Origin of the sequence: Alloalcanivorax marinus (assembly GCF_016785095.1) — a bacterium.
In the GTDB taxonomy this organism is placed as follows: Bacteria; Pseudomonadota; Gammaproteobacteria; order Pseudomonadales; family Alcanivoracaceae; genus Alloalcanivorax; species Alloalcanivorax marinus_A.
On sequence record NZ_JAEKJB010000001.1, the window covers coordinates 193,753 to 216,227 of the forward strand.

General features: G+C 67.3%; 22 protein-coding genes. 12 read left to right on the forward strand and 10 right to left on the reverse strand.

The window, feature by feature from the left end; translation table 11 throughout:
* Nucleotides 1–10: 10 nt before the first annotated feature.
* Nucleotides 11–1,018, forward strand: coding sequence for an agmatine deiminase family protein (locus tag JF515_RS00885; RefSeq protein WP_203100011.1), 1,008 nt, complete (start codon nucleotides 11–13; stop codon nucleotides 1,016–1,018).
* 32 nt (nucleotides 1,019–1,050) lie between these two features.
* Nucleotides 1,051–1,944 (forward strand): carbon-nitrogen hydrolase, encoded by an 894-nt coding sequence (locus JF515_RS00890; protein ID WP_203100013.1) that lies wholly within the window; start codon nucleotides 1,051–1,053, stop codon nucleotides 1,942–1,944.
* A 132-nt stretch (nucleotides 1,945–2,076) separates the two neighbouring features.
* On the opposite strand, the gene JF515_RS00895 is transcribed toward JF515_RS00890, so the two are convergent.
* The 5 genes from JF515_RS00895 to JF515_RS00915 form a co-directional block, all read right to left on the reverse strand.
* Nucleotides 2,077–3,036, reverse strand: a complete 960-nt coding sequence (locus JF515_RS00895; RefSeq protein ID WP_203100015.1) for a DegV family protein — start codon at nucleotides 3,034–3,036, stop codon at nucleotides 2,077–2,079.
* 195 nt (nucleotides 3,037–3,231) lie between these two features.
* Entirely contained in the window at nucleotides 3,232–3,474 is a 243-nt protein-coding gene (tusA, locus tag JF515_RS00900) for a sulfurtransferase TusA (protein ID WP_203100017.1), read from the reverse strand.
* 94 nt (nucleotides 3,475–3,568) lie between these two features.
* Nucleotides 3,569–4,609, reverse strand: coding sequence for a 23S rRNA (cytidine(2498)-2'-O)-methyltransferase RlmM (gene rlmM, locus JF515_RS00905; protein WP_203100019.1), 1,041 nt, complete (start codon nucleotides 4,607–4,609; stop codon nucleotides 3,569–3,571).
* Between the two features lie 61 nt (nucleotides 4,610–4,670).
* Complete coding sequence (gene purU, locus JF515_RS00910) at nucleotides 4,671–5,543, reverse strand: formyltetrahydrofolate deformylase (RefSeq protein ID WP_203100021.1); 873 nt, start codon at nucleotides 5,541–5,543, stop codon at nucleotides 4,671–4,673.
* The gene (locus JF515_RS00915; protein ID WP_203100023.1) at nucleotides 5,530–6,570 is read right to left on the reverse strand and encodes an AraC family transcriptional regulator; all 1,041 of its coding nucleotides are present in this window, start codon (nucleotides 6,568–6,570) and stop codon (nucleotides 5,530–5,532) included. The genes purU and JF515_RS00915 overlap by 14 nt, the downstream gene beginning before the upstream one ends.
* A 177-nt stretch (nucleotides 6,571–6,747) precedes the next feature.
* Between JF515_RS00915 and JF515_RS00920 the strand changes: the two genes are divergently transcribed.
* The 6 genes from JF515_RS00920 to JF515_RS19330 all read left to right on the forward strand — a co-directional run bounded on the left by JF515_RS00920 (nucleotide 6,748) and on the right by JF515_RS19330 (nucleotide 12,072).
* Nucleotides 6,748–7,410, forward strand: a complete 663-nt coding sequence (locus JF515_RS00920) for a TetR/AcrR family transcriptional regulator (RefSeq protein ID WP_203100025.1) — start codon at nucleotides 6,748–6,750, stop codon at nucleotides 7,408–7,410.
* Complete coding sequence (locus tag JF515_RS00925) at nucleotides 7,407–8,405, forward strand: HlyD family secretion protein (protein ID WP_203100027.1); 999 nt, start codon at nucleotides 7,407–7,409, stop codon at nucleotides 8,403–8,405. Before JF515_RS00920 ends, JF515_RS00925 begins: the two co-directional genes overlap by 4 nt.
* Nucleotides 8,395–9,345: an ABC transporter ATP-binding protein gene (locus JF515_RS00930; protein ID WP_203100029.1), complete on the forward strand. Its 951-nt coding sequence runs from the start codon at nucleotides 8,395–8,397 to the stop codon at nucleotides 9,343–9,345. Before JF515_RS00925 ends, JF515_RS00930 begins: the two co-directional genes overlap by 11 nt.
* Nucleotides 9,345–10,451, forward strand: coding sequence for an ABC transporter permease (locus tag JF515_RS00935; RefSeq protein WP_203100031.1), 1,107 nt, complete (start codon nucleotides 9,345–9,347; stop codon nucleotides 10,449–10,451). Before JF515_RS00930 ends, JF515_RS00935 begins: the two co-directional genes overlap by 1 nt.
* Before the next feature lie 87 nt (nucleotides 10,452–10,538).
* Nucleotides 10,539–11,741, forward strand: a complete 1,203-nt coding sequence (locus tag JF515_RS00940; protein ID WP_238400758.1) for a cryptochrome/photolyase family protein — start codon at nucleotides 10,539–10,541, stop codon at nucleotides 11,739–11,741.
* Nucleotides 11,707–12,072 (forward strand): hypothetical protein, encoded by a 366-nt coding sequence (locus tag JF515_RS19330; RefSeq protein WP_238400759.1) that lies wholly within the window; start codon nucleotides 11,707–11,709, stop codon nucleotides 12,070–12,072. Before JF515_RS00940 ends, JF515_RS19330 begins: the two co-directional genes overlap by 35 nt.
* A gap of 93 nt (nucleotides 12,073–12,165) precedes the next feature.
* On the opposite strand, the gene JF515_RS00945 is transcribed toward JF515_RS19330, so the two are convergent.
* Nucleotides 12,166–12,783 (reverse strand): 2-hydroxychromene-2-carboxylate isomerase, encoded by a 618-nt coding sequence (locus JF515_RS00945; RefSeq protein WP_203100033.1) that lies wholly within the window; start codon nucleotides 12,781–12,783, stop codon nucleotides 12,166–12,168.
* Nucleotides 12,784–12,957: 174 nt separating this feature from the next.
* Between JF515_RS00945 and JF515_RS00950 the strand changes: the two genes are divergently transcribed.
* A complete protein-coding gene (locus JF515_RS00950) occupies nucleotides 12,958–14,250 on the forward strand; it encodes a dicarboxylate/amino acid:cation symporter (protein ID WP_238400760.1) in 1,293 nt (430 codons plus the stop codon).
* On the opposite strand, the gene JF515_RS00955 is transcribed toward JF515_RS00950, so the two are convergent.
* The 4 genes from JF515_RS00955 to JF515_RS00970 are packed head-to-tail and all read right to left on the reverse strand — an operon-like array spanning nucleotide 14,231 to nucleotide 18,768.
* A complete protein-coding gene (locus JF515_RS00955) occupies nucleotides 14,231–15,865 on the reverse strand; it encodes a sigma-54-dependent Fis family transcriptional regulator (protein WP_203100035.1) in 1,635 nt (544 codons plus the stop codon). The two genes, JF515_RS00950 and JF515_RS00955, sit on opposite strands and share 20 nt — an antisense overlap.
* Nucleotides 15,865–16,686, reverse strand: coding sequence for an ABC transporter permease (locus tag JF515_RS00960; RefSeq protein WP_203100037.1), 822 nt, complete (start codon nucleotides 16,684–16,686; stop codon nucleotides 15,865–15,867). The genes JF515_RS00955 and JF515_RS00960 overlap by 1 nt, the downstream gene beginning before the upstream one ends.
* Nucleotides 16,683–17,930 (reverse strand): ABC transporter substrate-binding protein, encoded by a 1,248-nt coding sequence (locus tag JF515_RS00965; protein ID WP_203100038.1) that lies wholly within the window; start codon nucleotides 17,928–17,930, stop codon nucleotides 16,683–16,685. Before JF515_RS00965 ends, JF515_RS00960 begins: the two co-directional genes overlap by 4 nt.
* Nucleotides 17,931–17,958: 28 nt before the next feature.
* Nucleotides 17,959–18,768 (reverse strand): ABC transporter ATP-binding protein, encoded by an 810-nt coding sequence (locus JF515_RS00970; protein WP_203100040.1) that lies wholly within the window; start codon nucleotides 18,766–18,768, stop codon nucleotides 17,959–17,961.
* Nucleotides 18,769–19,351: 583 nt separating this feature from the next.
* On the opposite strand from JF515_RS00970, the gene JF515_RS00975 reads away from it, so the two are divergent.
* The 3 genes from JF515_RS00975 to JF515_RS00985 are packed head-to-tail and all read left to right on the forward strand — an operon-like array spanning nucleotide 19,352 to nucleotide 22,452.
* On the forward strand, nucleotides 19,352–19,900 hold the full coding sequence (locus JF515_RS00975) for an OsmC family protein (protein WP_203100042.1): 549 nt from the start codon (nucleotides 19,352–19,354) through the stop codon (nucleotides 19,898–19,900).
* 57 nt (nucleotides 19,901–19,957) lie between these two features.
* On the forward strand, nucleotides 19,958–21,109 hold the full coding sequence (locus JF515_RS00980; RefSeq protein WP_203100044.1) for an acyl-CoA dehydrogenase family protein: 1,152 nt from the start codon (nucleotides 19,958–19,960) through the stop codon (nucleotides 21,107–21,109).
* Entirely contained in the window at nucleotides 21,106–22,452 is a 1,347-nt protein-coding gene (locus JF515_RS00985; RefSeq protein WP_203100046.1) for an FAD-dependent oxidoreductase, read from the forward strand. The genes JF515_RS00980 and JF515_RS00985 overlap by 4 nt, the downstream gene beginning before the upstream one ends.
* The last annotated feature ends 23 nt before the right edge of the window (nucleotides 22,453–22,475 follow it).

Consider the following 22,475-nt stretch of genomic DNA (forward strand, 5'->3'; position numbering starts at 1 on the left):
GAGCCGACCGATGCGCCTGTTATTGCCCGAATGGCACCCCCAGTGGGGGGTGCTGCTGGCCTGGCCCGACGCCGACACCGACTGGGCCCGCCAGTTGGACGCCGCCCACGCCACCTACACCGCCCTGATCCGTGCCCTGCTCGACCACGAGCGGGTGCTGTTGCTGTGCCGTGACGACGAGCGCGCCGACCAGGCCCGCCGATGCCTGGCCGAGGCCGGCGCCGACCTGAGCCGGCTGCGCATCGAGTTGGCCGACTACGACGATACCTGGGCCCGGGACTTCGGCCCCATCAGTGTCGCCGACGACGGCGCCCCGCGACTGCTGGACTTCCGTTTTACCGGCTGGGGCCACAAGTTCCCGGCGCGACGGGACGACGCCCTTAACGCCACCCTGCCCTGGCGCGCCCCCCGGGAAACCGTGGACCTGGTACTGGAAGGCGGCGCCATCGACACCGACGGCCACGGCACCCTGCTCACCACCCGGGCCTGCCTGCGCAACCCCAACCGCAACCCGCTGCTCAGCGAGCAGGAACTGGCCGAACGCCTGCGCGTCACCCTCGGCGTCGAGCGCATCTGGTGGCTGGACCATGGCGAGCTGGAAGGCGACGACACCGACGCCCACGTGGACACCCTGGCGCGCTTCGTCAACGCCAACACCATCGCCTACGTGGGCTGCGACGACCGGGAGGACGCCCACCACGCAGCCCTGGCGGACATGGCCCGGGAACTGGAAGCCCTGGCTGATGCCCACGACCTGAGGCTGGTGCGCCTGCCCATGGCCAACGCCCAATACAACGCCGAGGGCGAGAGGTTGCCGGCCACCTACGCCAACTTCCTGATCACCAACCGCAAGATCCTGGTGCCGGTGTACGGCTGCGCCAGCGACGCGGCGGCACTGAATGCCCTGGCGGCGGTGGCCGGCGAGCGCGCCGTGGAGGGTATCCCCTGCCGGCCGCTGATCGAGCAGGGCGGCAGCCTGCACTGCGTGACCATGCAACTGCCGGAAGGCGTGCTGTAGACTGATTCACCCAACCCCTGAAAAGGAACACCATGCGCGTCGCCGCCATTCAGCAGCAAAACAGCGCCGACCTGGCGCGCAACCTGGACCGCTCCATGGAGAAGATCCGCGAGGCCGCCGCCGCCGGCGCCGAGCTGGTGATGCTCCAGGAGCTGCACCGCAGTCTGTATTTCTGCCAGACCGAGGATACCTCGGTGTTCGACCTGGCCGAGCCGATCCCTGGCCCCAGCACCGACGCGCTCGGCGCCCTGGCCCGGGAGCTGAACATCGTGATCGTGGCCAGCCTGTTCGAGAAGCGCGCCACCGGCCTGTACCACAACACCGCCGTGGTGCTGGAACGCGATGGCAACCTGGCCGGCCTGTACCGCAAGATGCACATCCCCGATGACCCGGGCTTCTACGAGAAGTTCTACTTCACCCCCGGTGACGCCACCTTCAACACCGGCCAGTCCGGCTTCACACCGATCCGTACCAGCGTCGGCAAGCTGGGGGTGCTGGTGTGCTGGGATCAGTGGTACCCGGAAGCGGCGCGGCTGATGGCCCTGGCCGGCGCCGACCTGCTGCTCTACCCCACCGCCATCGGCTGGGATCGCACCGACGAGCCCGACGAGCAGGCCCGTCAGCTGGACGCCTGGATCACCGTGCAGCGGGCCCACGCGGTGGCCAATGGGCTGCCCGTGGTGGTGGCCAACCGTACCGGCTTCGAACCGGCGCCGGACGGCGACGGTGGCATACAATTCTGGGGTAACAGCTTCATCTGCGGCCCCCAGGGCGAATACCTGGCCCGCGCCGGCGACGACCAGGAGCAGATCCTGATCGCCGACCTGGACCCGGCACGCTCCGAATCCGTGCGCCGCATCTGGCCCTACCTGCGCGACCGCCGCATCGACGCCTATGAGGACCTGACCAAGCGCTTCCGGGACTAAACCCCCACTCCTCGCGCCCGCAAAAAATGGTAGGAGCGGCTGTAGGAGCGGCTGTAGGAGCGACTTTAGTCGCGATCACCCCACCGCGATCCGATTCCGGGGATCGCGGCTGAAGCCGCTCCTACGCGGGCGCTACTCGAACTGGTCGTTCTCGCTGGCGTAGGCCACGAACAGGCAACCGGCGCCCACGTTGATGGCGCCGGTGGGACTCATGGTGGAAATCAGCAGGCGCACGCCGCGCTCCTCCGCCGCCACCTTCAGCTCCGCGTAGCCCGGCATCGCCGAGACACGGCTCACGTCACCGGCGTAGCTCAGGCACACATGGCGGGAAATCAGATGGCCGCCACGAATGCGCCCGGCCACGTGCTCGAACAGCCGCCGCACGGATTTTTCGTAGCTGCGGTTCACCGCCGCCGGATTCTCCTCGCCGCCATGAATGCGGATGATCGGATGCATGGACAACGCCGACCCCACGCTCAGCGCCAGCCCGCGCATGGAATCCGAGAGCCGCTTGCGCTCGCCCTTCTTGAAACCCCGGTCGCGCACATAGCCCAGGTCCGCCGGCACCATGTAGCCGCAAACGTGGGGAACCATCTCATCGATATTGAGGCGAATGGCGTTGCGATTGGCACCGCCGCGAATCAGCTCCACCGCTTCGCAGACCAGTACCGCGGTACCGGAAAAAAGGGTCTTGCTGTCGATCACCCGCATGGAGAACGGGCCTGACACGCCGGCATCGGCGCGCACCTTCTGGTACTCCTTGAGGATCGAGAAGGACGCCTGGGTGGCGTTGTCGAAAATCTGGCTGCGCTTGCCGGACACCGTGATGCAGAACACCAGGTCGTAATCCAGCACCAGTTCCTCAAGGAACACGGCGCGAATCTGATCCGCCGAATAAGGAATGGATTCCGCGTCGCGGCCCTTGGCGTCGAGCTGGTCACGGTAGAAACGCGCGGTGGCGTCCGGGTCCCGCTTGTCCACCAGCAGGTCTTCACCGAGACGGACGGAAATAGGCAGGATGCGAAGATTGTGTTCGCGGAAATATTGTTCCGGCAAATCGCAGGTCGAGTCGACGACGATACCGATACGCATGGTGGTTCCCCCAAATTGTGCTTGTTGTTATGGCGCGGCGGCTGGCCTCAAAAACTAGCACGCCGGTACGGCAACAACCACACCCCGATACCGTGGCCATTGACCGTCGGTATCGACATTAGGGGAAAAAAGGTCAGCGGCAATTGGCGCCAGCTTTGCCCGGCCGGGTCGCCGGAGCAAGCGGTCCGGCGCCGCTCAGGCCGGTTTCTTCTCGATCCAGTAAAGATACAGCTCGCCGTCCTGGCGCCACTCCAGCAGGCGGTGACCGAGAAACTGGCAGAACTTGGGAATATCGCGCTCGGTGGAGGGGTCCGTGGCGCGCACCTCCAGCACCTCACCGGGCGCCATGTCGCGGACCTTGCCGTGCAGCAGCATGACCGGTTCCGGGCACAGCAGGCCGGTGGCGTCGAGGTGGTGTTGCGGCTGAATGTCAGTCATGGGGTATCGGCATTTCGGAGGGTGCGAAAAAAGGGCGGCCATTATAACCGGCCCGCCAAGGGCGGCGGCAAGCGATCACCGCCCACCGCGCCGGTCACGGCGCCCGGGTATCCACCCAGACGGTGATTTCCTCGCGATCATGGTAAAGATGGGAAGCCTGGATCAGCGCCCCCACCTGGCGGCGTTCCAGGCTATCGGCAAGGCGCTCCAGCAGCGCCCGGCTTTCCCGGTAACGGCGCGCCATGGGCAGCTTGAGGTTGAACAGCGCCGCCCGCGCCCAGCCCTGCTCCAGCCATTTCTGCATCAGCGCCAGAGTTCGCGCCGGCTTGTCCACCACATCGCAGACCACCAGATCCACCGGCCGCTCCGGGCGCCAGGTAAAGGCATCGCCGAACACGTGACGCACCGGGTACTCGTCCAGCAAACGGGCATCCAGGCGCCCATGATCGACGCCGGTGACCTTGAGCCCCAGGCGTGCCAGCTGCCAGCTCCAGCCGCCCGGGGCGGCGCCCAGATCCACGGCGGTGTGCAGGCCCGGCGGCTTGCCCCGGCCCAGGAAGCGCAGCATCGCCTCCTCCAGTTTCAGCGCCGAACGGCTGGGCGCCTCCGGCGCCAACCGCAGCCGCGTGACGCCGCCTTCCGGCAGCGGCACCTCGATCGGGCTGACGCCCACCCGGCCAGTGCGGGAATCCTCGAAGAAAAGATGCAGGCGGCGATCGGCCCGGTCGCGCAACAGACCGGCCTTGCGCAGGCGTGGTTCCAGGGCCTTACGGAAGCCGCGCAGAAAGCGCGCCAGCTCCCGGCCATCGTTGGTGTCGGGGTGCTCCAGATAGAGCTCGGCGAACGGCCCCTGCAGTGCCAGCTCCGGCCACAGGGCGCCGATGCGATCGTGCTCCGGCAGGTCCTCGAACGTCGCCGTGAGCGGGTAGAACGAGCGACCGAAGATCAGCCCGGTGTGCAGCAGAGCATCCGGGTCCCCCTGCAGGTTGTTCCACAGCACATAGCCGCTGCCGTCGGTGGCCTGGGGGTACCCGGAGGCCCCCAGTTCGGCGCAGCGGTCGGTGAGTTCCCCGGCCAGGTCCGATTCGAACCCGGGCCGGCACAGCGCCAGGAACACTTCCTCGCTGGATGACATGATGACTCCATACAGGGCCCCATCGCGGCTGAAGCCGCTCCTACGAAAACGTGGGGGGCGGCTACTTAACAAACACCACGGTCTTGTTGCCGTCGACGATGATGCGGTCCTCCAGGTGCCAGCGCACCGCGCGCAGCATCACCTGACGTTCCACATCCTGGCCCAGACCGCGCAGCTCGGCGGCGGAATGCCGGTGCGAAACGCGCTGCACGTTCTGCTCGATGATCGGCCCCTGGTCCAGGTCCTCGGTGACGTAGTGGCTGGTGGCGCCGATCAGTTTGACGCCCCGGTCCCAGGCCTGCTGGTAGGGATTGGCGCCGACGAAGGCGGGCAGGAACGAATGGTGGATATTGATGATGCGGTGCGGATGCCGGGACACGAATTCCGGGCTCAGGATCTGCATGTAGCGCGCCAGCACGATCACGTCCGCCTGGCCTTCCAGCAACTCCAGGGCCCGCGCCTCCGCCTCCGCCTTGTTGTCCTTGTTGACCGGGATATGGTGGTAGGGAATGCCGAAGCGTTCCACCTCGTCGCGCAGGTCGTCGTGGTTGCTGATCACCATCGGGATGGTGGCTGGCAGGTCGCCCCGGGATACCCGCCAAAGCAGGTCCATGAGCACATGGTCGTGGCGCGACACCAGGATCGCCATGCGCTTCTTGGCGCCGGGATGGCTGATGTGCCACTGCATGCCATAGCGCGCCGCCACCCGGTTGCGGAAGTTGTTTTCCAGGGCCTCGTGGCTGCAATCCAGATCCGGAGTCTGAAATTCCAGACGCAGGAAGAAAGTGCCATCCTGCTGGTCGCTGGAATGCTGGTCGAAATCGGTGATGTTGGCGCCGTGGTTGTACAGGAACGTGGATACGGCACTGATGATGCCCGGCTGGTCCGGGCAGGTAACGAGCAGGCGCGCGGTGGCGTCGTCAGCGGCGGTCATTGAGGTCTCCGTGGAAATCGCCGAAATGTTGTCGCCGGTAGGCGGACGGGGTCTGGTTGGTCCATTTCTTGAACGCCCGGTGGAAGGAGCTGGCCTCGCTGAAGCCCATCAACAGGGCGATCTCGTCGATGCTCAGCTCCGGCTTGGACAGGTAGTACACCGAGGCGTCCTTGCGGATCGAATCCTTGATCTCCTGATAACTGGTGTTGCCCTCCTTGAGACGGCGGCGCAGGGTTTGCGGGGTCATGTCCAGTTTCTCGCAGATTTCGCCGAAATCCGGAAAGTGGTTGCCGTACTCAGTGGAGATGATGGCGCGAATCCGCGCCGGCAGGCCCACGTTGTGCACCGTGCCGTCGAACAGTTGCGCCAGGGATGCGCGCAGGAACTTGGACAGTGACAACTCGTTCTGCACCAGGGGCAGGTCCAGGTAGTGGGCGGGAAACAGCACCTGGTTGCAATCACTGTCGTGGTAGGTGGGGCAATCGAACATAAAACGGTATTCATCGTCCTCGCGCAGGGGCTCGTAATCCAGATAAACCGCTTCCGGCACCACCGGCTTGCCCACCAGCCAGCCCATGAAACGCAACGACAGGAACAGCATCGTCTCGATGATCACATCACGGAAATCCAGGCGGGGATCGACCCGGGTGATCAGCCGCGCGGTATCACCGTCGCGCACCAACTCACTGTTCATGCTGAGATTGAACAACTGGTAGAAGCGAATACCCCGGTCCACCGCCGCTTCCAGGTTGGGACAGTTGATCACCGCATGGGCCATCATGGAAAAAGTGCCCGGCTTGGATTTGCGGCCCTGGCCGAAGCCCAGGAACTCGTCCTGGGTCTGCTCCATCACCCGGAGCATCAATTTGATGAAGGTATCGCGCTCGATGCGCGCTTCCGGATCCTCCAGTACCCGCCGTTCGATGCCGCAGTCATCCAGCAGGGCGGGAATGCTCACCCCGCCACGGGCGGCGCCCTGCAGCACCTTCACCACGCGGCGCACATTGATGGTTCTTTTCTGAATCATTGGCCGTCCTGAAGCGTCTTCGTTCCCCGGGGAACCCTGCCCGAAGCGGGCAAGCGCCCCATGATAATGAAACTGACGCCGAATGGCATGGCCGGCACCCTCGTTGGCCGCCGCCGGCCCACGGCGCGGGCGCCGATTCCCCTTTTAATTAAATTAAATATTAATTAAATTAGCGCCATGAAAAAGCCCCCTGCCGCCAAAACGCCGCGACGGCGCGGCCGCCCCAGCGACGAAACCGGCAACCTGCGCGACCGGCTGCTGGACAGTGCCGTGCGCCTGTTCGGCGAGCATGGCGTGGCCGGTACGCCCCTGAACCGCATCGCCCGGGAGGCCGGCGCCACGCCCGCGCTGATGCACTACTACTTCGGCCACAAGGAACGCCTGCTGGAGGCGATCGTCGAGGAGCGCATCCTGACCCTGATGGCGCCGGCCATCACCCTGGTGCTGAACGCCCCGCCGTCGCGACCGGCACGGGCGGTGATCGTCGAGCTGACCCGCCACCTGATCGTCACCGTGGACGCGGCGCCCTGGCTGCCGCCTCTGTGGATCAAGGAAATCATCTCCCGGGAGGGCCAGCTCCGCCCCCTGCTGATGCAACGCGACGCGCCCCGGCTGTTCCGCCAGCTCGGCGAACTGGTGGCCCGGGGTCAGGCGGAAGGTGACCTCAATCCGGATCTCGAGCCGCGCCTGTTTCCCATTTCCCTGATCGGCCTGACCATGTTCACCCTGGCCTCCCGACCGATCTGGTCACGGCTGCCTGATTACGGCGACATCCGCACCGAGGATCTCATCAACCATGTGCTGGCCCTGCTCGACCGGGGCCTGGGGGGACCACCATGAAAACCACTGGCGCCGTTCTGTTCGCCAAGACGGCCATTCGATTTGTCGCCGTGGCACTGTCCCTGGCCCTGTTGAGCGCCTGCGACGCCGAACCGGAGACGCTGCCTGGCACCCTGGAATGGGACCGGGTCGATATCCTCGCGGAAGCCTCGGAACCGGTGGTGGAGTTGTCGGTTCGGGAGGGCGAGCGGGTCGAGGCGGGGCAATTATTACTGCGCCTGGACCCGCGCCGAACCCAGGCACGGCTGGACGAAGCGCGGGCCACCCTGCGCCAGCAACAGGCCCGCCTGGAAGAGCTGCGCCACGGCGCCCGGCCGGAAACCGTGGATGCCGCCCGGGCGGAACTGGCCCAGGCGGAAAGCGACCGCGACACCGCCCGCACCGCCCTGCGCCGGGCCCGCTCCCTGCAAGAACGGGGCGCGCTCGCCCAAGCCGGCTTGGACGATGCCCGCAACGCCTTCGACACCGCCGAGGCCCGGGTCAACGCCCAGAAGGCCCGCCTCACCGAGTTGCTGCACGGCACCCGCCCGGAGCAACTTGAACAGGCGGAAGCGGCGGTGGACAGCGCCACCGCCCGGGTGGCGGGCCTGGCCATCAGTCGCCAGCGGCTGGACGTGATCGCGCCGGCGCCGGGCCGGGTGGACGCCCTGCCCCATCGCCTCGGCGATCAGCCCACCACCGGCGCCACCCTGGTCACCTTGCTGGCCGGCGCGGCACCTTATGCGCGGGTGTTCATCTCCGAGCCACGACGGGCTTCGATCCATCCCGGGGACCGCTACCGGGTGCGCGTCGACGGCGTCGACACGCCGTTCGACGCCGTCGTGCGCAGTGTGCGCAGCGAGCCTGCCTTTACCCCCTACTACGCACTCACCGGCGACGACGCCAACCGGCTCTCCTATCAGGCGGAGCTGGTATTGCAGGGCGAGGCGGCGCGGCAACTGCCCGCCGGGCTGCCCTGCCAGGCCTGGCCGGCGGAAGACGGTGATGAGCGATAACCCGGGCAGCCCCGCGATCCAAACCCGGGGCCTGACCCGTCGGTTCGGCGACCTGGTGGCCGTGGACCACCTGGACCTGTCGGTGCCGCGCGGCCAGGTGTACGGTTTCCTCGGCCCCAACGGCTGTGGCAAATCCACCACCATCCGCATGCTGTGCGGTCTGTTGCTGCCCAGCGACGGCGACATCCGGGTGCTCGATCTGGACATCCCCCGCCAGGCCGAGACACTCAAGCAGCATATCGGCTACATGACCCAGAGCTTTTCCCTGTACCGGGATCTGAGCGTACGCGAAAACCTGGAATTCGTGGCGCGACTGTTCGGGCTGTCCCGGGCACGCCGGCGCCAGCGGCTCGACGAGCTGTTCCAGACCTACCGCCTGGAAGCCCTCAGCGAGCAACTGGCGGGCACCCTGAGCGGCGGCCAGCGCCAGCGGCTGGCGCTGGCCGCCGCCGTGCTCAACGAACCGGAACTGCTGTTTCTCGACGAGCCCACCAGCGCGGTGGACCCGCAATCCCGACGTGATTTCTGGGACGTGCTGTTCGGCCTCGCGGACAGCGGCACCACCCTGCTGGTGTCCACCCATTACATGGACGAGGCGGAACGCTGCCACCGGCTGGCCATCCTGCAGCAGGGCGAGCTCGTGGCGGAGGGCAGCCCGGACCAGCTCAAGCAACGGATGGAGGCGGTCTCCCTGCTGGTGGAAACCGACCGCCCGCGCCGCGCCCAGCATGCCCTGGACGGCCTGGAAGGAGTGCGCTCCTGCGCCCAGATCGGCGCCACCCTGCGGGTACTGGTGGACGACGAGGCCGCCCTCGCGCCGGTGCGCCAGCGGGTACGCACGGTGGACCCGGACGCCGGGGTGAACGTCACCGACGTCAACCTGGAAGACGTGTTCGTGGCCGCCACCCTGGCCCGCGCCCGGCACGGGGAGGCGCAGTGATGATCGGATTCAGCCCCCGGCGCCTGTGGGCGGTGGTCACCAAGGAACTGCGCCAACTGAAACGGGACCGGCTCACCTATGCCATGATCGTGGGCATCCCGATCATGCAGCTGCTGCTGTTCGGCTACGCCATCAACATGGACGTGCGCCACCTGCCCGCCGCCGTGGTCGACCAGGCGCACAGCAGCCGCAGCCGCCAGGTCATCGATGAACTGCATCAGGCGCGGGTGTTCGATTTCCTGCACGCTCCAACCACCGCCGACCAGGCCCAGCGCCTGCTGCGCGCCGGCGACATCAAGGTGATCCTGGTGGTGCCAGCGGATTTCGAGCACCGTCTGACCACCGACCAGCCGCCGTTGCAGCTGATCGTGGATGGCTCCGACCAGGTGGTGCAGCAGGCCGCCCGCCAGCTCAGCCAGTTCCCGGTGCGCGCCTATCTGAACGGGCAATCACTGAGCCCGCCAGCGGCGCAGGTGGCGGTGGTCGCTTACTACAATCCGGACCGCGAGGCCCCGCTGAACACCGTGCCCGGCCTGATCGGCGTGATTCTGACCATGACCATGGTGATGTTCACCGCCATTGCCCTGGTGCGCGAACGGGAGCACGGCAATCAGGAGTTCCTGATCACCACACCGTTGTCATCAGCGGAGCTGACCCTGGGCAAGGTGCTGCCGTTCATCGCCATCGGCCTGATCCAGACCAGCCTGGTGCTACTGCTCGGCAAGCTGATCTTCCAGGTACCGGTGCGCGGCCCGCTGCTGGACCTGTACCTGGCGGCGCTGGTGTTCATCGTCGCCAGCCTGGCGTTGGGCATCCTGATCTCCACCGTGGTGCGCAGCCAGTTCCAGGCCATGCAGGCGGCGATCTTCACCTTCCTGCCACAAATTCTGTTGTCCGGCTTCATGTTCCCGTTCGAGGGCATGCCAAGGCCGGCGCAATGGTTCGCCGAGATTCTGCCGCTCACCCATTTCGTGAGGCTCAGCCGTGGCATCATGCTACGCGGTGCCGACCTGTCATCGCTGTGGCCGGAACTGCTGGCGCTGACGGTGTTCTCGGTGGTGGCGCTGAGCGTGGCCATTCTGCGCGTCAACAAGCGGCTCGACTGATACCGACCGGCGGCGGCTTGACTCGCCGTTGATGGCCACCGGCTATGCTGGGGCTTCCACCAGCGCGATGCACCATTTGGAAGTCCCATGCCCCGACCCCGCTTGATTCTGATTCTCGGCGACCAGCTCAGCCCCGGCCTGAGCAGCCTGGCCGAGGGCAACCCGGCCCGCGACCGCATTGTCATGGCGGAGGTGCGCGAGGAAGCCGGCTATGTGCCCCACCACCGCAAGAAGCTGGTGTTCCTGTTCAGCGCCATGCGCCACTTCGCCGCGCGCCTGCGCCGCCAGGGCTGGACGGTGGATTACCACGGGCTGGACCAAGGGCTGGGTGACCTGTGTGACGCGGTGCTGAAAAGCGCCCGGGAGTTCGACGCCGGCGAATTGCTGGTCACCGAACCTGGCGAATACCGCCTGCGCGAGGCCATGAAACGGCACTGGCCGCAACGGCTGAGCCTGTCGGTACGGCTGTTGGAAGACCGCCGTTTTCTGTGCCGCGCCGAGACGTTCCGCGATTGGGCCGCCGGCCGCAAGCAGTTGCGCATGGAGTTTTTCTACCGGGAAATGCGCCGCCATACCGGCCTGCTGATGGAGCCGGACGGTGAGCCAGTGGGCGGTCGTTGGAATTTCGACGCCGACAATCGCAAGCGCTACGACGGCAAGCAGCGGCTTCCGGGGCCAGCACGCTTCGAACCGGACGCCACCACCCGTCAGGTGATCGACCTGGTGGCCGAACACTACCCGGACCGCTTCGGCGATCTGGAGCCGTTTTGGTTCGAGGTCACCGAAACCCAGGCCGAGGAAGCCCTGGCCCATTTTCTGGAGCAGGCCCTGCCCCACTTCGGCGACTACCAGGACGCCATGACCGAGGGCGACGACTTCCTTTTTCACAGCCTGCTGAGCCCATACCTCAACGCCGGCCTGCTCGACCCGCTCAAGGTCTGCGAGGCGGCGGAACGCTGCTACCGGGAGGGGCGCGCGCCGCTCAACGCGGTGGAGGGCTTTATTCGCCAGATTCTCGGCTGGCGCGAATACGTGCGTGGCATCTACTGGCTGCTGATGCCGGACTACAAGGAAGAGAACCGGCTCGCCAGCCACGCCGACCTGCCCTGGTTCTACTGGAGCGGCGAGACCAAAATGCGTTGCGTGGCGGAGGCGGTGCGCGCCACCCGGGAGCACGCTTATGCCCATCATATTCAGCGGCTCATGGTCACCGGCAACCTGGCGCTGCTGCTGGGCGTGGAGGTAAAGCAGATCCATGAGTGGTATCTGGCGGTGTGTGGACGCCTATGAATGGGTGGAACTGCCCAATACCCTGGGCATGGTGATGCACGCCGACGGCGGCTACCTGGGCTCCAAACCCTATGCGGCCAGCGGCAAGTACATCCAGCGCATGTCCGATTACTGCGGCGCCTGCCGGTACAAGGTGAGCAGCGCCGAGGAGGACAACAGCTGCCCCTTCAACAGCCTCTACTGGCACTTTATTCAGCGCCACCGGGGGCGGTTCGGAAAGCACCCGCGCATGGGCATGGTGTACAAGGCCTGGGAGCGCATGGCGCCGGCCAGGCGCCGGGCCATTCTCCAGCGCGCCGAGGCGCTGCTCGACGACATCGAAAACCTGTAGTTCCGCCCACGCTTTGGTGGGGTTCTCCATTCGGGCCGCGTCCCGGAAAGGGGCCCACACCGAGACGCTTCGAGGTAGCGTCCCGCGCGGCTCCTACGGAGGCGACCGGCGGTCCAGGGTGGGGCTGGTCCAGGCGCGCTCGAGGGCCGAGGCAAGGCGCTCGTTGCCCCAGAACAATTCGCCGCCGACCACGAAGGACGGCGCACCGAAGATGTCCAGGTCCCGGGCCCGATTGACGTCGGCGCGCAGTCGCTGGCCACCGCCCTCGGCCAGGGCCCGCTCCAGGGGAGCGTCGTCCAGGCCGGCGGCACGCAGGCAGGCCGATACCACCGTCGGCGTGGCCGGGTCGCGACGCTCGGCGAAGCCGGCCCGGAACAAGGCCCGGCAGTATGCGGGCAGGCGCTCGTCCGGCTCGATCCAGGTGGCGGTCTTGGTGGCCAGGGCACTGTTGAACGGGAACCGGGTGGGCCTTTGCCAGGGCACTCCCAACCGGCGGGTCTCGCGCTGCAGATCGCGCCACAGGTAGCGGCCCTTGGCGGGGAACAGATTGAACGGCGAATCGGTCCAGCCCTGTTCCTGGAAGATCGGTCCCAGCACGAAGGGCTTCCAGCGTACCATCACGCCGGCGTCGGCGGCGGCGGGCTCGATCGTCTCCGCCGCCAGGTAGGCGTACGGGCTGGCGAAATCAAACCAGAATTCCAATTCGGCCATGGCTGTTTTCCGGTGAGTCCCCAAAAAAACGCAGTTTAGGCGCAAAAGGCGGGGCGCTTCACCCTCCCGTTGCTCATTTCGCCGTGCGTCGCCCATGGCGTCTTGCCAGCCGGCGGGAAGACGCTATCGTTAGACGCATCCCAGCCGTCCGTGATTCAGCACCGAGGAGCGCCGTTGCGTCAGTCTCTTTCCATTCGTGAAGTAAGTGCCCTGATCCGCACCCGTCTGTGGTTGCAGATCGTGATCGCCATGGTACTGGGCGTGGCCCTGGGCCTGCCGCTGTCGCCGGAAAGCGGCGGCCCGCTGGCGCTGGACGGCGCCACCGCCGCCGCCCTGGGTGAGTGGCTGACACTGCCCGGCGCGCTGTTCCTGAACATGATTCAGATGGTGGTGATTCCGCTGGTGGCCACCTCCATCATTCTCGGCCTGACCAGCGCCGGCGACGCCGACTTTCTGCGCCGGGCGGCGGTGCGCATCGTGCCCTACTTCGTGGCCACCACCACGGTGGCGGTGCTCATCGGCCTGACCCTGGCGTTATGGCTGCGGCCCGGCGACTACGTGCAGCAGGACCTGCTCAACCTGCCTCCCAGCCAGGCGTCCCTGGACATCGCCGGGGCCGCCCCGGATACCGGTGCCAGCCTGGCGGACACCATCGCCAATCTGATCCCGGCCAGCATCTCGGCGGCCAGCCTGCACAACAACATGCTGCAGATCGTGGTCGCCTCGATCTTCGCCGGCGCCGCCATCGCCGCCCTCGGCCGGCTGCGCACCCGCACCCTGACGCGACTGCTGGAATCGGTGCAGCAGGTATCGTTGAAGATCGTCGGCTGGGCCATGTTCCTGGCGCCAGCGGCGGTATTCGGGCTGATCGCCGACTTCGTGATCCGCGCCGGCGCCACCGCCCTGGCCGGCATGTCGGCGTATATTTTCACCGTGCTGGCCGGTCTGGCGGTGCTGCTGGCGTTCTATCTGCTGCTGGTGGCGGTGTTGGGGCGAACCTCGCCGCTGCATTTTCTCAAGCAGGTGGGCGGTGCTCAGTTGCTGGCGTTTTCCACCTCCAGTTCGGCGGCCACCATGCCGCTATCGCTGAAAACCGCCGAGGACAAGCTGGGTGTGAAACCGCAGGTGGCCGGCGTCATCATTCCGCTGGGCGCCACCGTGAACATGGACGGCACCGCCCTCTATCAGGTGGTGGCGGCGGTGTTCATCGCGCAGATGTTCGGCGTGCAGTTGGAACCGGCCACCCTGGCGCTGCTGATCATCACCGTGGTGGGCGCGTCCATCGGCAGCCCCAGTACCCCCGGGGTGGGTATCGTCATCCTCGCCACCCTGCTCGGCGGGCTGGGCATTCCCGCCGAGGGGGTGGCGATCCTGTTGGGCGTGGACCGGCTGCTGGACATGAGCCGCACGGCGCTCAACGTCACCGGCGACCTGACCGCCTGCCTGATTATGAATCGCTGGCTTTAGACAGGCCCAGTTTATCCAGGTGATAGCGGTACTGGCGCGGCGTCATGCCCAGCGCCCGGGCCGCCCTCGCCTTGTTGCCACCGGCCTCCTCCAGGGCGCCCAGCAACATGTCGCCGTCCTGTTCGCGCACCCGGCGGTAGGGCCGCGCCGCCGGCAACGGGGGCGGCGTGATGGTCGCTGGCGGTGCCGTCGCCGTGGCCCGCGGGCCATCGGCCAGCGGTGCCGGCACGCTTTGTTCGATGCTCGATTCCTGGGCCAAAATCGCCTCCACGTCGGCGGCGGACACCTGGTCGCTGCGCGCCATCAGCACCGCGCGGCGCAGAATGTTTTCCAACTGACGGATGTTGCCCGGCCAGGCGTAGCTTTCCAGCCGCTCCAGCACACCTTCGCCGAGCACCACATTACGGCGGTACTCCCGGTTGGTGCGGTACAGGAAGTGCCGGGTCAGCAAACGCACGTCGCCCCGGCGCTCGCGCAAGGGCGGCAGATGCAGCGGGAATACATTGAGACGGTAATACAGATCCAGCCGGAAACGGCCCTCGTTCACCGCCTGCTGCAGGTTCTTATGAGTGGCGGCGAGAATGCGCACCGTGACCGGAATATCACGATTGCCGCCGACCCGCTGGATCACCCGCTTTTCCAGCACCCGCAGCAGCTTGGTCTGCAGGTCCGGGCTCATGTCACCGATTTCGTCCAGGAACAGGGTGCCGCCGTCGGCCATTTCGATCTTGCCCTTCTTGGCGGCGTTGGCGCCGGTGAAGGCGCCGCGCTCGTGGCCGAACAGTTCCGATTCCAGCAGTTGCTCGGGGATGGCGGCGCAGTTGATGGCCAGGAAAGGACCGTCGCGGCGACCGCTCTGGTCATGCAGCAGTTCGGCGAAACGCTCCTTGCCGGTGCCGGACTCGCCGGTGATCAGCACCGTCACTTCGGTGTCCGCCACCTTGAGGGCGTTGTGCAGGGCGACGCGCAACGGCTCGCTTTCGCCGAGAATGCCGTGGGCCGGCTGGGCGCTGCTGAGGGCGTCCTTGAGCTGGCGGTTCTCGTCGCGCAGGTGGGCGGTGCGCTCCTCCAGCAAGGCATTGAACTTGAGAATCTGGACGATGAACACGGCGATGGTCTGCAGGGTGCCCAGGTCGCGATCGATCTTGCGTGGCCGCTGCCGCAAGCGGTGCGCCGCCAGCACCCCCATGGGCACGCCACCGTCCATCAGCGGCACGGCGATGTAGGCGACGATTTCATCCGGCAGCGTGCGGCGGCGCACGGCGCGCCCCAGGAACAGAGGCTCCTGATCAATGTCCTGCACCACCGCCACCTGACCGGTGCGCATCACGCGACCGGCCACCCCCTCGCCGGCGCGATACTGACCACGCTCGCGCTCCTCGTCGGTGAGCCCGTAGGCGTAGCGAATCGTCAGGCCCGGATCGTGGATGCGTGGCAGCATCACCCGGGCGCGGTTGAGGCCCAGCATCTGCGACAGCAGCCGCAGGATGCCACTGATCGCCAGTTCCGGCGATTCGGCGCGACCGATCAGCCGTGCCGCTTCGCGCAGCACGGTGAGATCCACGTCCTCGTCGCCGGCGGCCCCGTCCGGGGCCGGCAGCCCGCCGTCGAGCATCAGCCCTCCAGTTGCCAGTTGAAACGCCGCATCAACATCACGCAGACGCTGTCCAGGGCGTAGCCGATCACGCCGATCACCAGCACCACCGCGGTCAGCGCCGCGTAGTCCAGGGTGTCACGGGCGTCGTTGATGGCGTAGCCCAGGCCGCTGGTGACGCCCAGGTATTCCGCCGGCACCAGCACCACCCAGGCCACGCCCACCGCCAGGCGGATACCGGCCATCATGTCCATCATCACCGCCGGCAGGATCACCCGGCGCAGCATCTGCAGGCTGTCGGCGCCCAGGTTGCGGGCCACCTTGAACCAGCCCGGGTCGATGCGCTTGACGCCGTGGGCGGTGGAAAACACGATCGGCCACAGCGCCGCCATCAGGATCAGGAATACGATGGCGCCGTCCCAGCTGTCGAAGATCAGCACCGCCAGGGGCATCCAGGCCAGCGGGCTGATCATGCGCAGAAACTGGAACGGCAGGTTGGCCATGCGCATGGCCAGGGAGAAATAGCCGATCAGGATGCCCAGGGGAATGCCAATCAGCGCGCCCCAGAACAACCCGGCGCCAATGCGATAAAGGCTGGCGCCGATGGCGTCCCACAGCGCCGTCTCGCCGAGCATCCGCCACAGGGCGGCGAAGGTGGGCCCGGGGGCGAAGTTGGCGAACATCATCGTTTCCGGGTTGCTGGCCAGGTAGAGCCCACCCAGCCACCAGACGAACAGCATCACGGCGATGCCACCCAACGGCCAGGCCAGCGGCGCCACCCGGCGCCACAACGCCGGCCAGGCCGGTGCCGCGGGGCGGGCCCGGGAAGCGAGGGTATTCATACGCGGATCACCTCTTCCCGGACAAAGGGGTCGTCGTCGTCCTTCTTGCCGGCGGGGAAGGCGATCAGCGACTTGCGCACGAAACGGTCATCGACCAGATCGCCGGCCACGAACTCCGGGTCCAGGGACTGCAGAAAACCGGTGTCGCCGCTGACCAGGGTGTCTTTCATCTGCTCGACGATGAAGCGGGTGGCGGACGGGTACGGCCAGGAGTGGAAATCCACCCGGCCAGTGTGCCATTCCGGGTGGCGGATGGCGTCCGGGTGCTCATAGTCAGCCGGGTTGTAGTGGGTCATGGCGCGCTCCACCACGTTGGCCGGCATCGGCAGGTAACCCTCGCCATCCCGGGACAACAGCCGGGCCACCTCGGCCTTGTTTTGCTGGGCGTCGTTCTGGGCGCGCACCAGGGCGTTCATCACCTTCTGGGTCCACACCGGCTTGGCGTTGACCTGGTTCTCGTTCATGCACACCACGCAACAGGGGTGGTTCTTCCACATGTCACCGGTGAAGCGCAGCACCTTGCCGCCGGCCAGCAGTTCGCCGGCGGCGTTGAAGGGCTCGGCGACGATGTAGCCGTCGATCTTGCGCGCCGCCAGGGCGGCGGGCATGTCCGGCGGCGGCATGATCTGCAGGTTCACTTCCTTGGGCCCGAGCGGCTCGCCCTGCCCCTTGATCACCGGGGTCAGGCCGGCCTGGCGCAGGCCCATCTGCAGCACCACATTGTGCATGGAGTACCAGTACGGCACGGCGATCTGGGTGCCGCCCAGGTCGGCGAACTCCTCGGCGTCGGTATGGCGGCCCACCACGATGGCGGAACCGTTCACATGGGCCCAGGACATCACCTTGACCGGGAAATCGTTGCTGTAACGCATCCAGATCGGGATCGGCTTGAGGAAATGCACCAGGTTGAACTTGCCACTGGCGAAGCCTTCCACCAACGGCGACCAGCCGCGAATCAGGGTGGGCCGTTCCGCCTTCACGCCCTCTTCCTCGAAATAGCCGCGGGCATGGGCCACCAGCAGCACCGCCGCGTCGACGATGGGGATATAGCCGATGCGCAGCACCGGGTCCTGTTCCTCGGCGAACGCCTGCCGGCTCAGCCCCAGGCCACCGGCGGTGAACATGCCGGCACTGGTGGCGGCGACGATGTCGCGCATGAAATCACGCCGGCTCAGCCCGGTGTCGCAGGACTCGCAGGTGGGCAGGACCTGATCGTCGTCGTGGTGGTGGGATGAATCACTCATGAATCGCTCTCCTCGGGATTGAAGGCGGTCAGCCGTTGCTGACGCGACGCAAACGGCCGCCATCGCGGTCCTTTTCCGGCAGCGGCGTGACGCTGTCGGTTTGCTGGAACAGGTCCATCAACGCCCGCCGGCGCTGCTGGAATTCATTGGAGGCCGGGTCCCGGGGCCAGGGCAGCCCCACCTCCAGGCGGCTTTCGATGCGGCCCGGGTTCTGGGCCATGATCAGCACCCGGTCGGCCATCAGGATGGCTTCGTCGATGTCGTGGGTAACGGTGACCAGGGTGATGCCCAGCTCGCCGCAGATGCCCGCCACTTCCTGCTGAAGACTGGCGCGGGTAAAGGCATCCAGCGCGGAAAACGGTTCATCAAGGAGCAGCACGTCCGGGCGCGTGGCCAGGGACCGGGCCAGGGCCACCCGTTGTTGCTGGCCACCGGACAGGCTCTGCACATTGACCCGGCTCTTGTCGGCCAGGCCCACCATCTCCAGCAACTGGTCCACCCGTTCGGCGATGTCCGCCTTGGAGGCGCCCGCGAACAGCAGGCCCAGGCCGACGTTGTCGCGCACATTCATCCACGGATACAGGGAGGGTTTCTGGAACATCATGTTCCACTTGGCGGAAGGCCGGGTGATCTGCCGGCCGCCGATCTTGACGCAACCGTCGGACGGCATCAGCAATCCGGCGATCATGTGCAGCAGGGTGGACTTGCCACACCCGCTGCGTCCGATCAGCACCACCCGTTCACCGCTTTTGATCTGGTCGTCAATGTCCTCGAGGACGGTGGCCGCCCCGGGTTTATAGCGGTGACTGATGGCGTTGAGACTAATGGTGGCTCCCATCTGCGTACTCCGGTTTGCAACGGACCCCTTAACGGGTCGACGCAGTGTGAAGAGCAGGTTCCATGCCAGCTCACCGGGCGGGACGGTGGCGGGCCATCGACCGGACCGGCCCCCAGGCCCGAAAACGCCTTGATAACAGGCACTTGGCGCGGCTCTCGCGGCGGCACGCCGGCGCCGAAGCCGTGCAGAGGCCGGGGCCGGGGCGGCCCGCCAGGAACGACAAAGTCGGACATTGTCGGCTTTGTTGGTCTTTGTCGCCGCCCAAACAGCCCGCTAACGGGGCACCGAAGCGCTGCGACGGCAACCGGACAATGATCGGCAACGAAACCGGACATTGTTTCTGTTTGTCGCGCTTCGTCCCGCCCCACGGGAATGCCGAGAGTCCCGTGATTCCGGCGCCCGGCGCCCCCGGCGTTCCGTTTCATCGCCGCCAACGGCTTGTTTTCCCTGCCTTTTCCCCTCCCTGCCCCGGGCCGGGCGTGGCGCGACAGCGCTTCTGGCACAGCGCTTGCGATAGGGCCCTTCGTGATGGCGGACCGCGCCGGTTCCGCCCCGTTACAACGACCCATGAAGGAGATGTCCCTTGAGCACGCAAACCGCCACTACCGTCAGCACCTACCTGCGCCCGATCGACCGCGACGGCCTTGAGGGCTTCGCCGAAAAAGGCCGCGCCAACCCGGAAAACCGGGGCACCAACAAGGTCCACACGATCTGTGAGGGCCAGTACCGCACGCTCAGCTACGTGGGCGACCATGAGCCGGTGGTGGTGGACGAGCCGCTGCATCTGTTCGGCCAGAACACCGCGCCGGCCCCCGGTGAAATCGTGTTGTCCGCCCTGGGCGGTTGTCTGGCCGTGGGCATCACCGCGGTGGCCACCTGGAAGAAGGTGAAACTGTCCCGCCTGGAACTGTTCCTTGAAGGCGACATTGGCAACACCGCCGCCTGGGGCGCCGGTGGCGCCCACCGCATCCCCTCGCAAATGGGGTTCCAGGAAATCCGCGTGCGCGTGGTGGTGGAAGGCGACGCCAGCCGCGAAGAGCTGGACGAGATCGTCCAGCAGGCCAACTACTACTCCCCGGTGGCCAACACCATGCGCAACCCGATCGCCTTCGACATCGCCCTGGCCGAGTAACCGGCCCGATCCACACACAGCGGCTCCGGCCTCGTGCCGGCGCCCCGGGAGGAGCCCATGAACAGCGCCCAACCCCTTGATGTCACGCCGCCGGACAGCGACGCCGCCCTGCTTGAGCGGGTCGAGGAGATCGCCGCCGGCCCGCTCGCCGCCCTCGCCTACCGCATTGACCAGGAAGGCCATTACCCCCTGGAGATCATCCGGGCCCTGGGCGAGGCCGGCGCCCTCGATCCGCACCTGGCGGATCGCGGTGGCCGCTTCGATCTGGCCATCGCCGCCATGCAGCGGGTCAGCCGCCATTGCGGCACCACCGGCTTTTTGATGTGGACCCACCAGGTGTGCGCCCTGTACATGGCGGAATCCGGTAACCCGGCCCTGACCGGCGAGCGTCTGGAAGCCCACCGGCGCGGCGAACGCTTCGGCGGCACCGCCCTGTCCAACCCCATGAAGGCGCTCTCCGGCATTGAACGGATGGCCCTGCGCGCCCGGCCCGACGGCCAGGGCGGCTACCGGGTCAGCGGCGTACTGCCCTGGGTGAGCCATATCCAGAAAGGCCAGTACTGCGGCGCCCTGGCCCGGGTCCACGACGACCAGGGCGGCGACCAAGGCGAAATCATGTTCATGCTGGACTGCGACGACGACGTGGAGCTGCGCCCCTGCCCGGCCTTCGCCGGCATGGAAGGCAGCAGCACCTGGGGCATCCGCCTGGAGGATTACCCGGTGGGCGCGGAGCGGCTGATCGCCGACCCGGCGCAGCCGTTCGTGGCGCGCATCCGCGCCGGCTTCATCCTGCTGCAGGCGGGCATGGCCCTGGGCGTGGCCCAGGGCAGCCTGGATTCGATCCTGGAAGTGGAAGGCCAGCTCGGCCACGTCAACCAGTTCCTGGAACAGCGCCCGGAAGCACTGCGCGCGGAAATGGAGGATCTGGAAGCCCGCGCCGTGCGTCTGGCCGCCACCCCCTACGACACCAGCCGCGATTACCTGCTGGACGTGCTCGACCTGCGCACCCAGGGCGCCGAGTTCGCCCTGCGCGCCAGCCAGTCCGCCATGCTGCACCAGGGCGCCCGGGGCTACGCCCTGTCCGCCGCCGCCCAGCGGCGCCTGCGCGAGGCCCAGTTCGTGGCCATCGTCACCCCGGCGATCAAGCACCTGCGCTGGGAAATGGACCGGCTGTGCCGGGAGGACTGGCCCGAGGAGGCGGCATCATGAGCGCATCGCAACGCCCCTGGCGCCAATACATCTGCCTGGCCTGCGGCCTGATCTACGACGAGGAGCAGGGCGACCCGGACGGCGGCCTGCCACCGGGCACCCGCTTCGAGGACATCCCCGACGACTGGGAATGCCCGCTGTGCGGCGTCGGTAAAAGCGACTTCGAGCTTTACGAACCGCCCGCCGCCGCGATCAATCCGCCGCAGGCGCCGGCGGCGCGGCCGGTGGACGACAGCATCGTGGTGGTGGGCGCCGGCATCGCCGGCTGGAGCCAGGTCGAAGCGCTGCGCGCCCTGGACCGGGACGTACCCATCACCCTGGTCACCGCCTGCCAGGGCGACGTCTACCACAAGCCGGAGCTGTCGGTGGCCCTGAGCCGGGGTCTGGACGCTCCGGCCCTGGCCCGGGAAAGCGGCGCCGACGCCGCCCGCCGACTGGGCGTTACCCTGCTCGCCAATACCTTCGCGGTGGGGCTGTCACCGGCGCTCAAGCAGCTGCGCACCACCCGCGGCACTCTCACCTACCGGGCTCTGGTGCTGGCCCACGGCGCCCGCCCGGCGCTGCCGCCGGTGCTGCCGGAGACCCTGTGCTGGCGCATCAACCACCTGCATGGCTGGGCCGGCCTGCAAACCGCCCTGGCCGGCGGTGCCCGGCGGGTGGCGGTGGTCGGCGCCGGCATGATCGGCTGTGAACTGGCCGAGGACCTGGCCCACGCCGGCCATGCCGTGACCCTGATCGACCAGCAGCAAGGCCCGCTGGCCAATCTGCTGCCGGCCCCGGCGGTGCGACGCCTGACCCGCCACCTGGCGGACCTGGGCGTGACCTTCCTGGGCGGCACCCGGGTAGCCGGCGTGCGCGCCGCCGACGGCGGTCGTGACCTCACCCTGGAAGACGGCCACCGACTGCACGTCGATCAAGTGGTGGCGGCCACCGGCCTGGTCACCGAGCCACGCCTGGCGCGCCAGGCCGGGCTCGCTTTCGACCGGGGCATCGTGGTGGATGGGGACACCCTGGCCACCAGCCAGCCGGGCATCCATGCCCTCGGCGACTGCATCAGCATCGACGGCGCGCCGTGCCGTTTCATCGAGCCGATCCCCCGGCAGGCGGAGGCCATTGCCCACCATCTGCTGGATCTTCCCCACCCGGGCTATGGCCACCGGCCGCCGGTGGTGCGCCTCAAGACCCGGCGCCTGCCCATCGTGCTGCGCGGCGCTCCCAGCGCCGACCTGGCCTGGGAGGTAGAACACGACGACGACGATTACCTGGCCATGCGTCAATGCCGCGACGGCGAGGTCACCGCCAGCCTGACGGTGGGCCGCGCCCCACGGCGGGACGCCGCCTGATTTTTCATCCCACACTCCCCTCT

What these genes read in the sequence shown, in the direction of transcription:
- JF515_RS00960 (WP_203100037.1), bottom strand. Translation starts at nt 16,686, where the DNA reads ATGAATACCCTCGCTTCCCGGGCCCGCCCCGCGGCACCGGCCTGGCCG.
- JF515_RS00985 (WP_203100046.1), top strand. Translation starts at nt 21,106, where the DNA reads ATGAGCGCATCGCAACGCCCCTGGCGCCAATACATCTGCCTGGCCTGC.
- JF515_RS00970 (WP_203100040.1), bottom strand. Translation starts at nt 18,768, where the DNA reads ATGGGAGCCACCATTAGTCTCAACGCCATCAGTCACCGCTATAAACCC.
- JF515_RS00965 (WP_203100038.1), bottom strand. Translation starts at nt 17,930, where the DNA reads ATGAGTGATTCATCCCACCACCACGACGACGATCAGGTCCTGCCCACC.
- purU (WP_203100021.1), bottom strand. Translation starts at nt 5,543, where the DNA reads ATGACCGCCGCTGACGACGCCACCGCGCGCCTGCTCGTTACCTGCCCG.
- JF515_RS00935 (WP_203100031.1), top strand. Translation starts at nt 9,345, where the DNA reads ATGATCGGATTCAGCCCCCGGCGCCTGTGGGCGGTGGTCACCAAGGAA.
- JF515_RS00930 (WP_203100029.1), top strand. Translation starts at nt 8,395, where the DNA reads ATGAGCGATAACCCGGGCAGCCCCGCGATCCAAACCCGGGGCCTGACC.
- JF515_RS00945 (WP_203100033.1), bottom strand. Translation starts at nt 12,783, where the DNA reads ATGGCCGAATTGGAATTCTGGTTTGATTTCGCCAGCCCGTACGCCTAC.
- JF515_RS00955 (WP_203100035.1), bottom strand. Translation starts at nt 15,865, where the DNA reads ATGCTCGACGGCGGGCTGCCGGCCCCGGACGGGGCCGCCGGCGACGAG.
- JF515_RS00980 (WP_203100044.1), top strand. Translation starts at nt 19,958, where the DNA reads ATGAACAGCGCCCAACCCCTTGATGTCACGCCGCCGGACAGCGACGCC.
- rlmM (WP_203100019.1), bottom strand. Translation starts at nt 4,609, where the DNA reads ATGTCATCCAGCGAGGAAGTGTTCCTGGCGCTGTGCCGGCCCGGGTTC.
- JF515_RS00885 (WP_203100011.1), top strand. Translation starts at nt 11, where the DNA reads ATGCGCCTGTTATTGCCCGAATGGCACCCCCAGTGGGGGGTGCTGCTG.
- JF515_RS00915 (WP_203100023.1), bottom strand. Translation starts at nt 6,570, where the DNA reads ATGATTCAGAAAAGAACCATCAATGTGCGCCGCGTGGTGAAGGTGCTG.
- JF515_RS00920 (WP_203100025.1), top strand. Translation starts at nt 6,748, where the DNA reads ATGAAAAAGCCCCCTGCCGCCAAAACGCCGCGACGGCGCGGCCGCCCC.
- JF515_RS00895 (WP_203100015.1), bottom strand. Translation starts at nt 3,036, where the DNA reads ATGCGTATCGGTATCGTCGTCGACTCGACCTGCGATTTGCCGGAACAA.
- JF515_RS00890 (WP_203100013.1), top strand. Translation starts at nt 1,051, where the DNA reads ATGCGCGTCGCCGCCATTCAGCAGCAAAACAGCGCCGACCTGGCGCGC.
- JF515_RS19330 (WP_238400759.1), top strand. Translation starts at nt 11,707, where the DNA reads ATGAGTGGTATCTGGCGGTGTGTGGACGCCTATGAATGGGTGGAACTG.
- JF515_RS00925 (WP_203100027.1), top strand. Translation starts at nt 7,407, where the DNA reads ATGAAAACCACTGGCGCCGTTCTGTTCGCCAAGACGGCCATTCGATTT.
- JF515_RS00940 (WP_238400758.1), top strand. Translation starts at nt 10,539, where the DNA reads ATGCCCCGACCCCGCTTGATTCTGATTCTCGGCGACCAGCTCAGCCCC.
- tusA (WP_203100017.1), bottom strand. Translation starts at nt 3,474, where the DNA reads ATGACTGACATTCAGCCGCAACACCACCTCGACGCCACCGGCCTGCTG.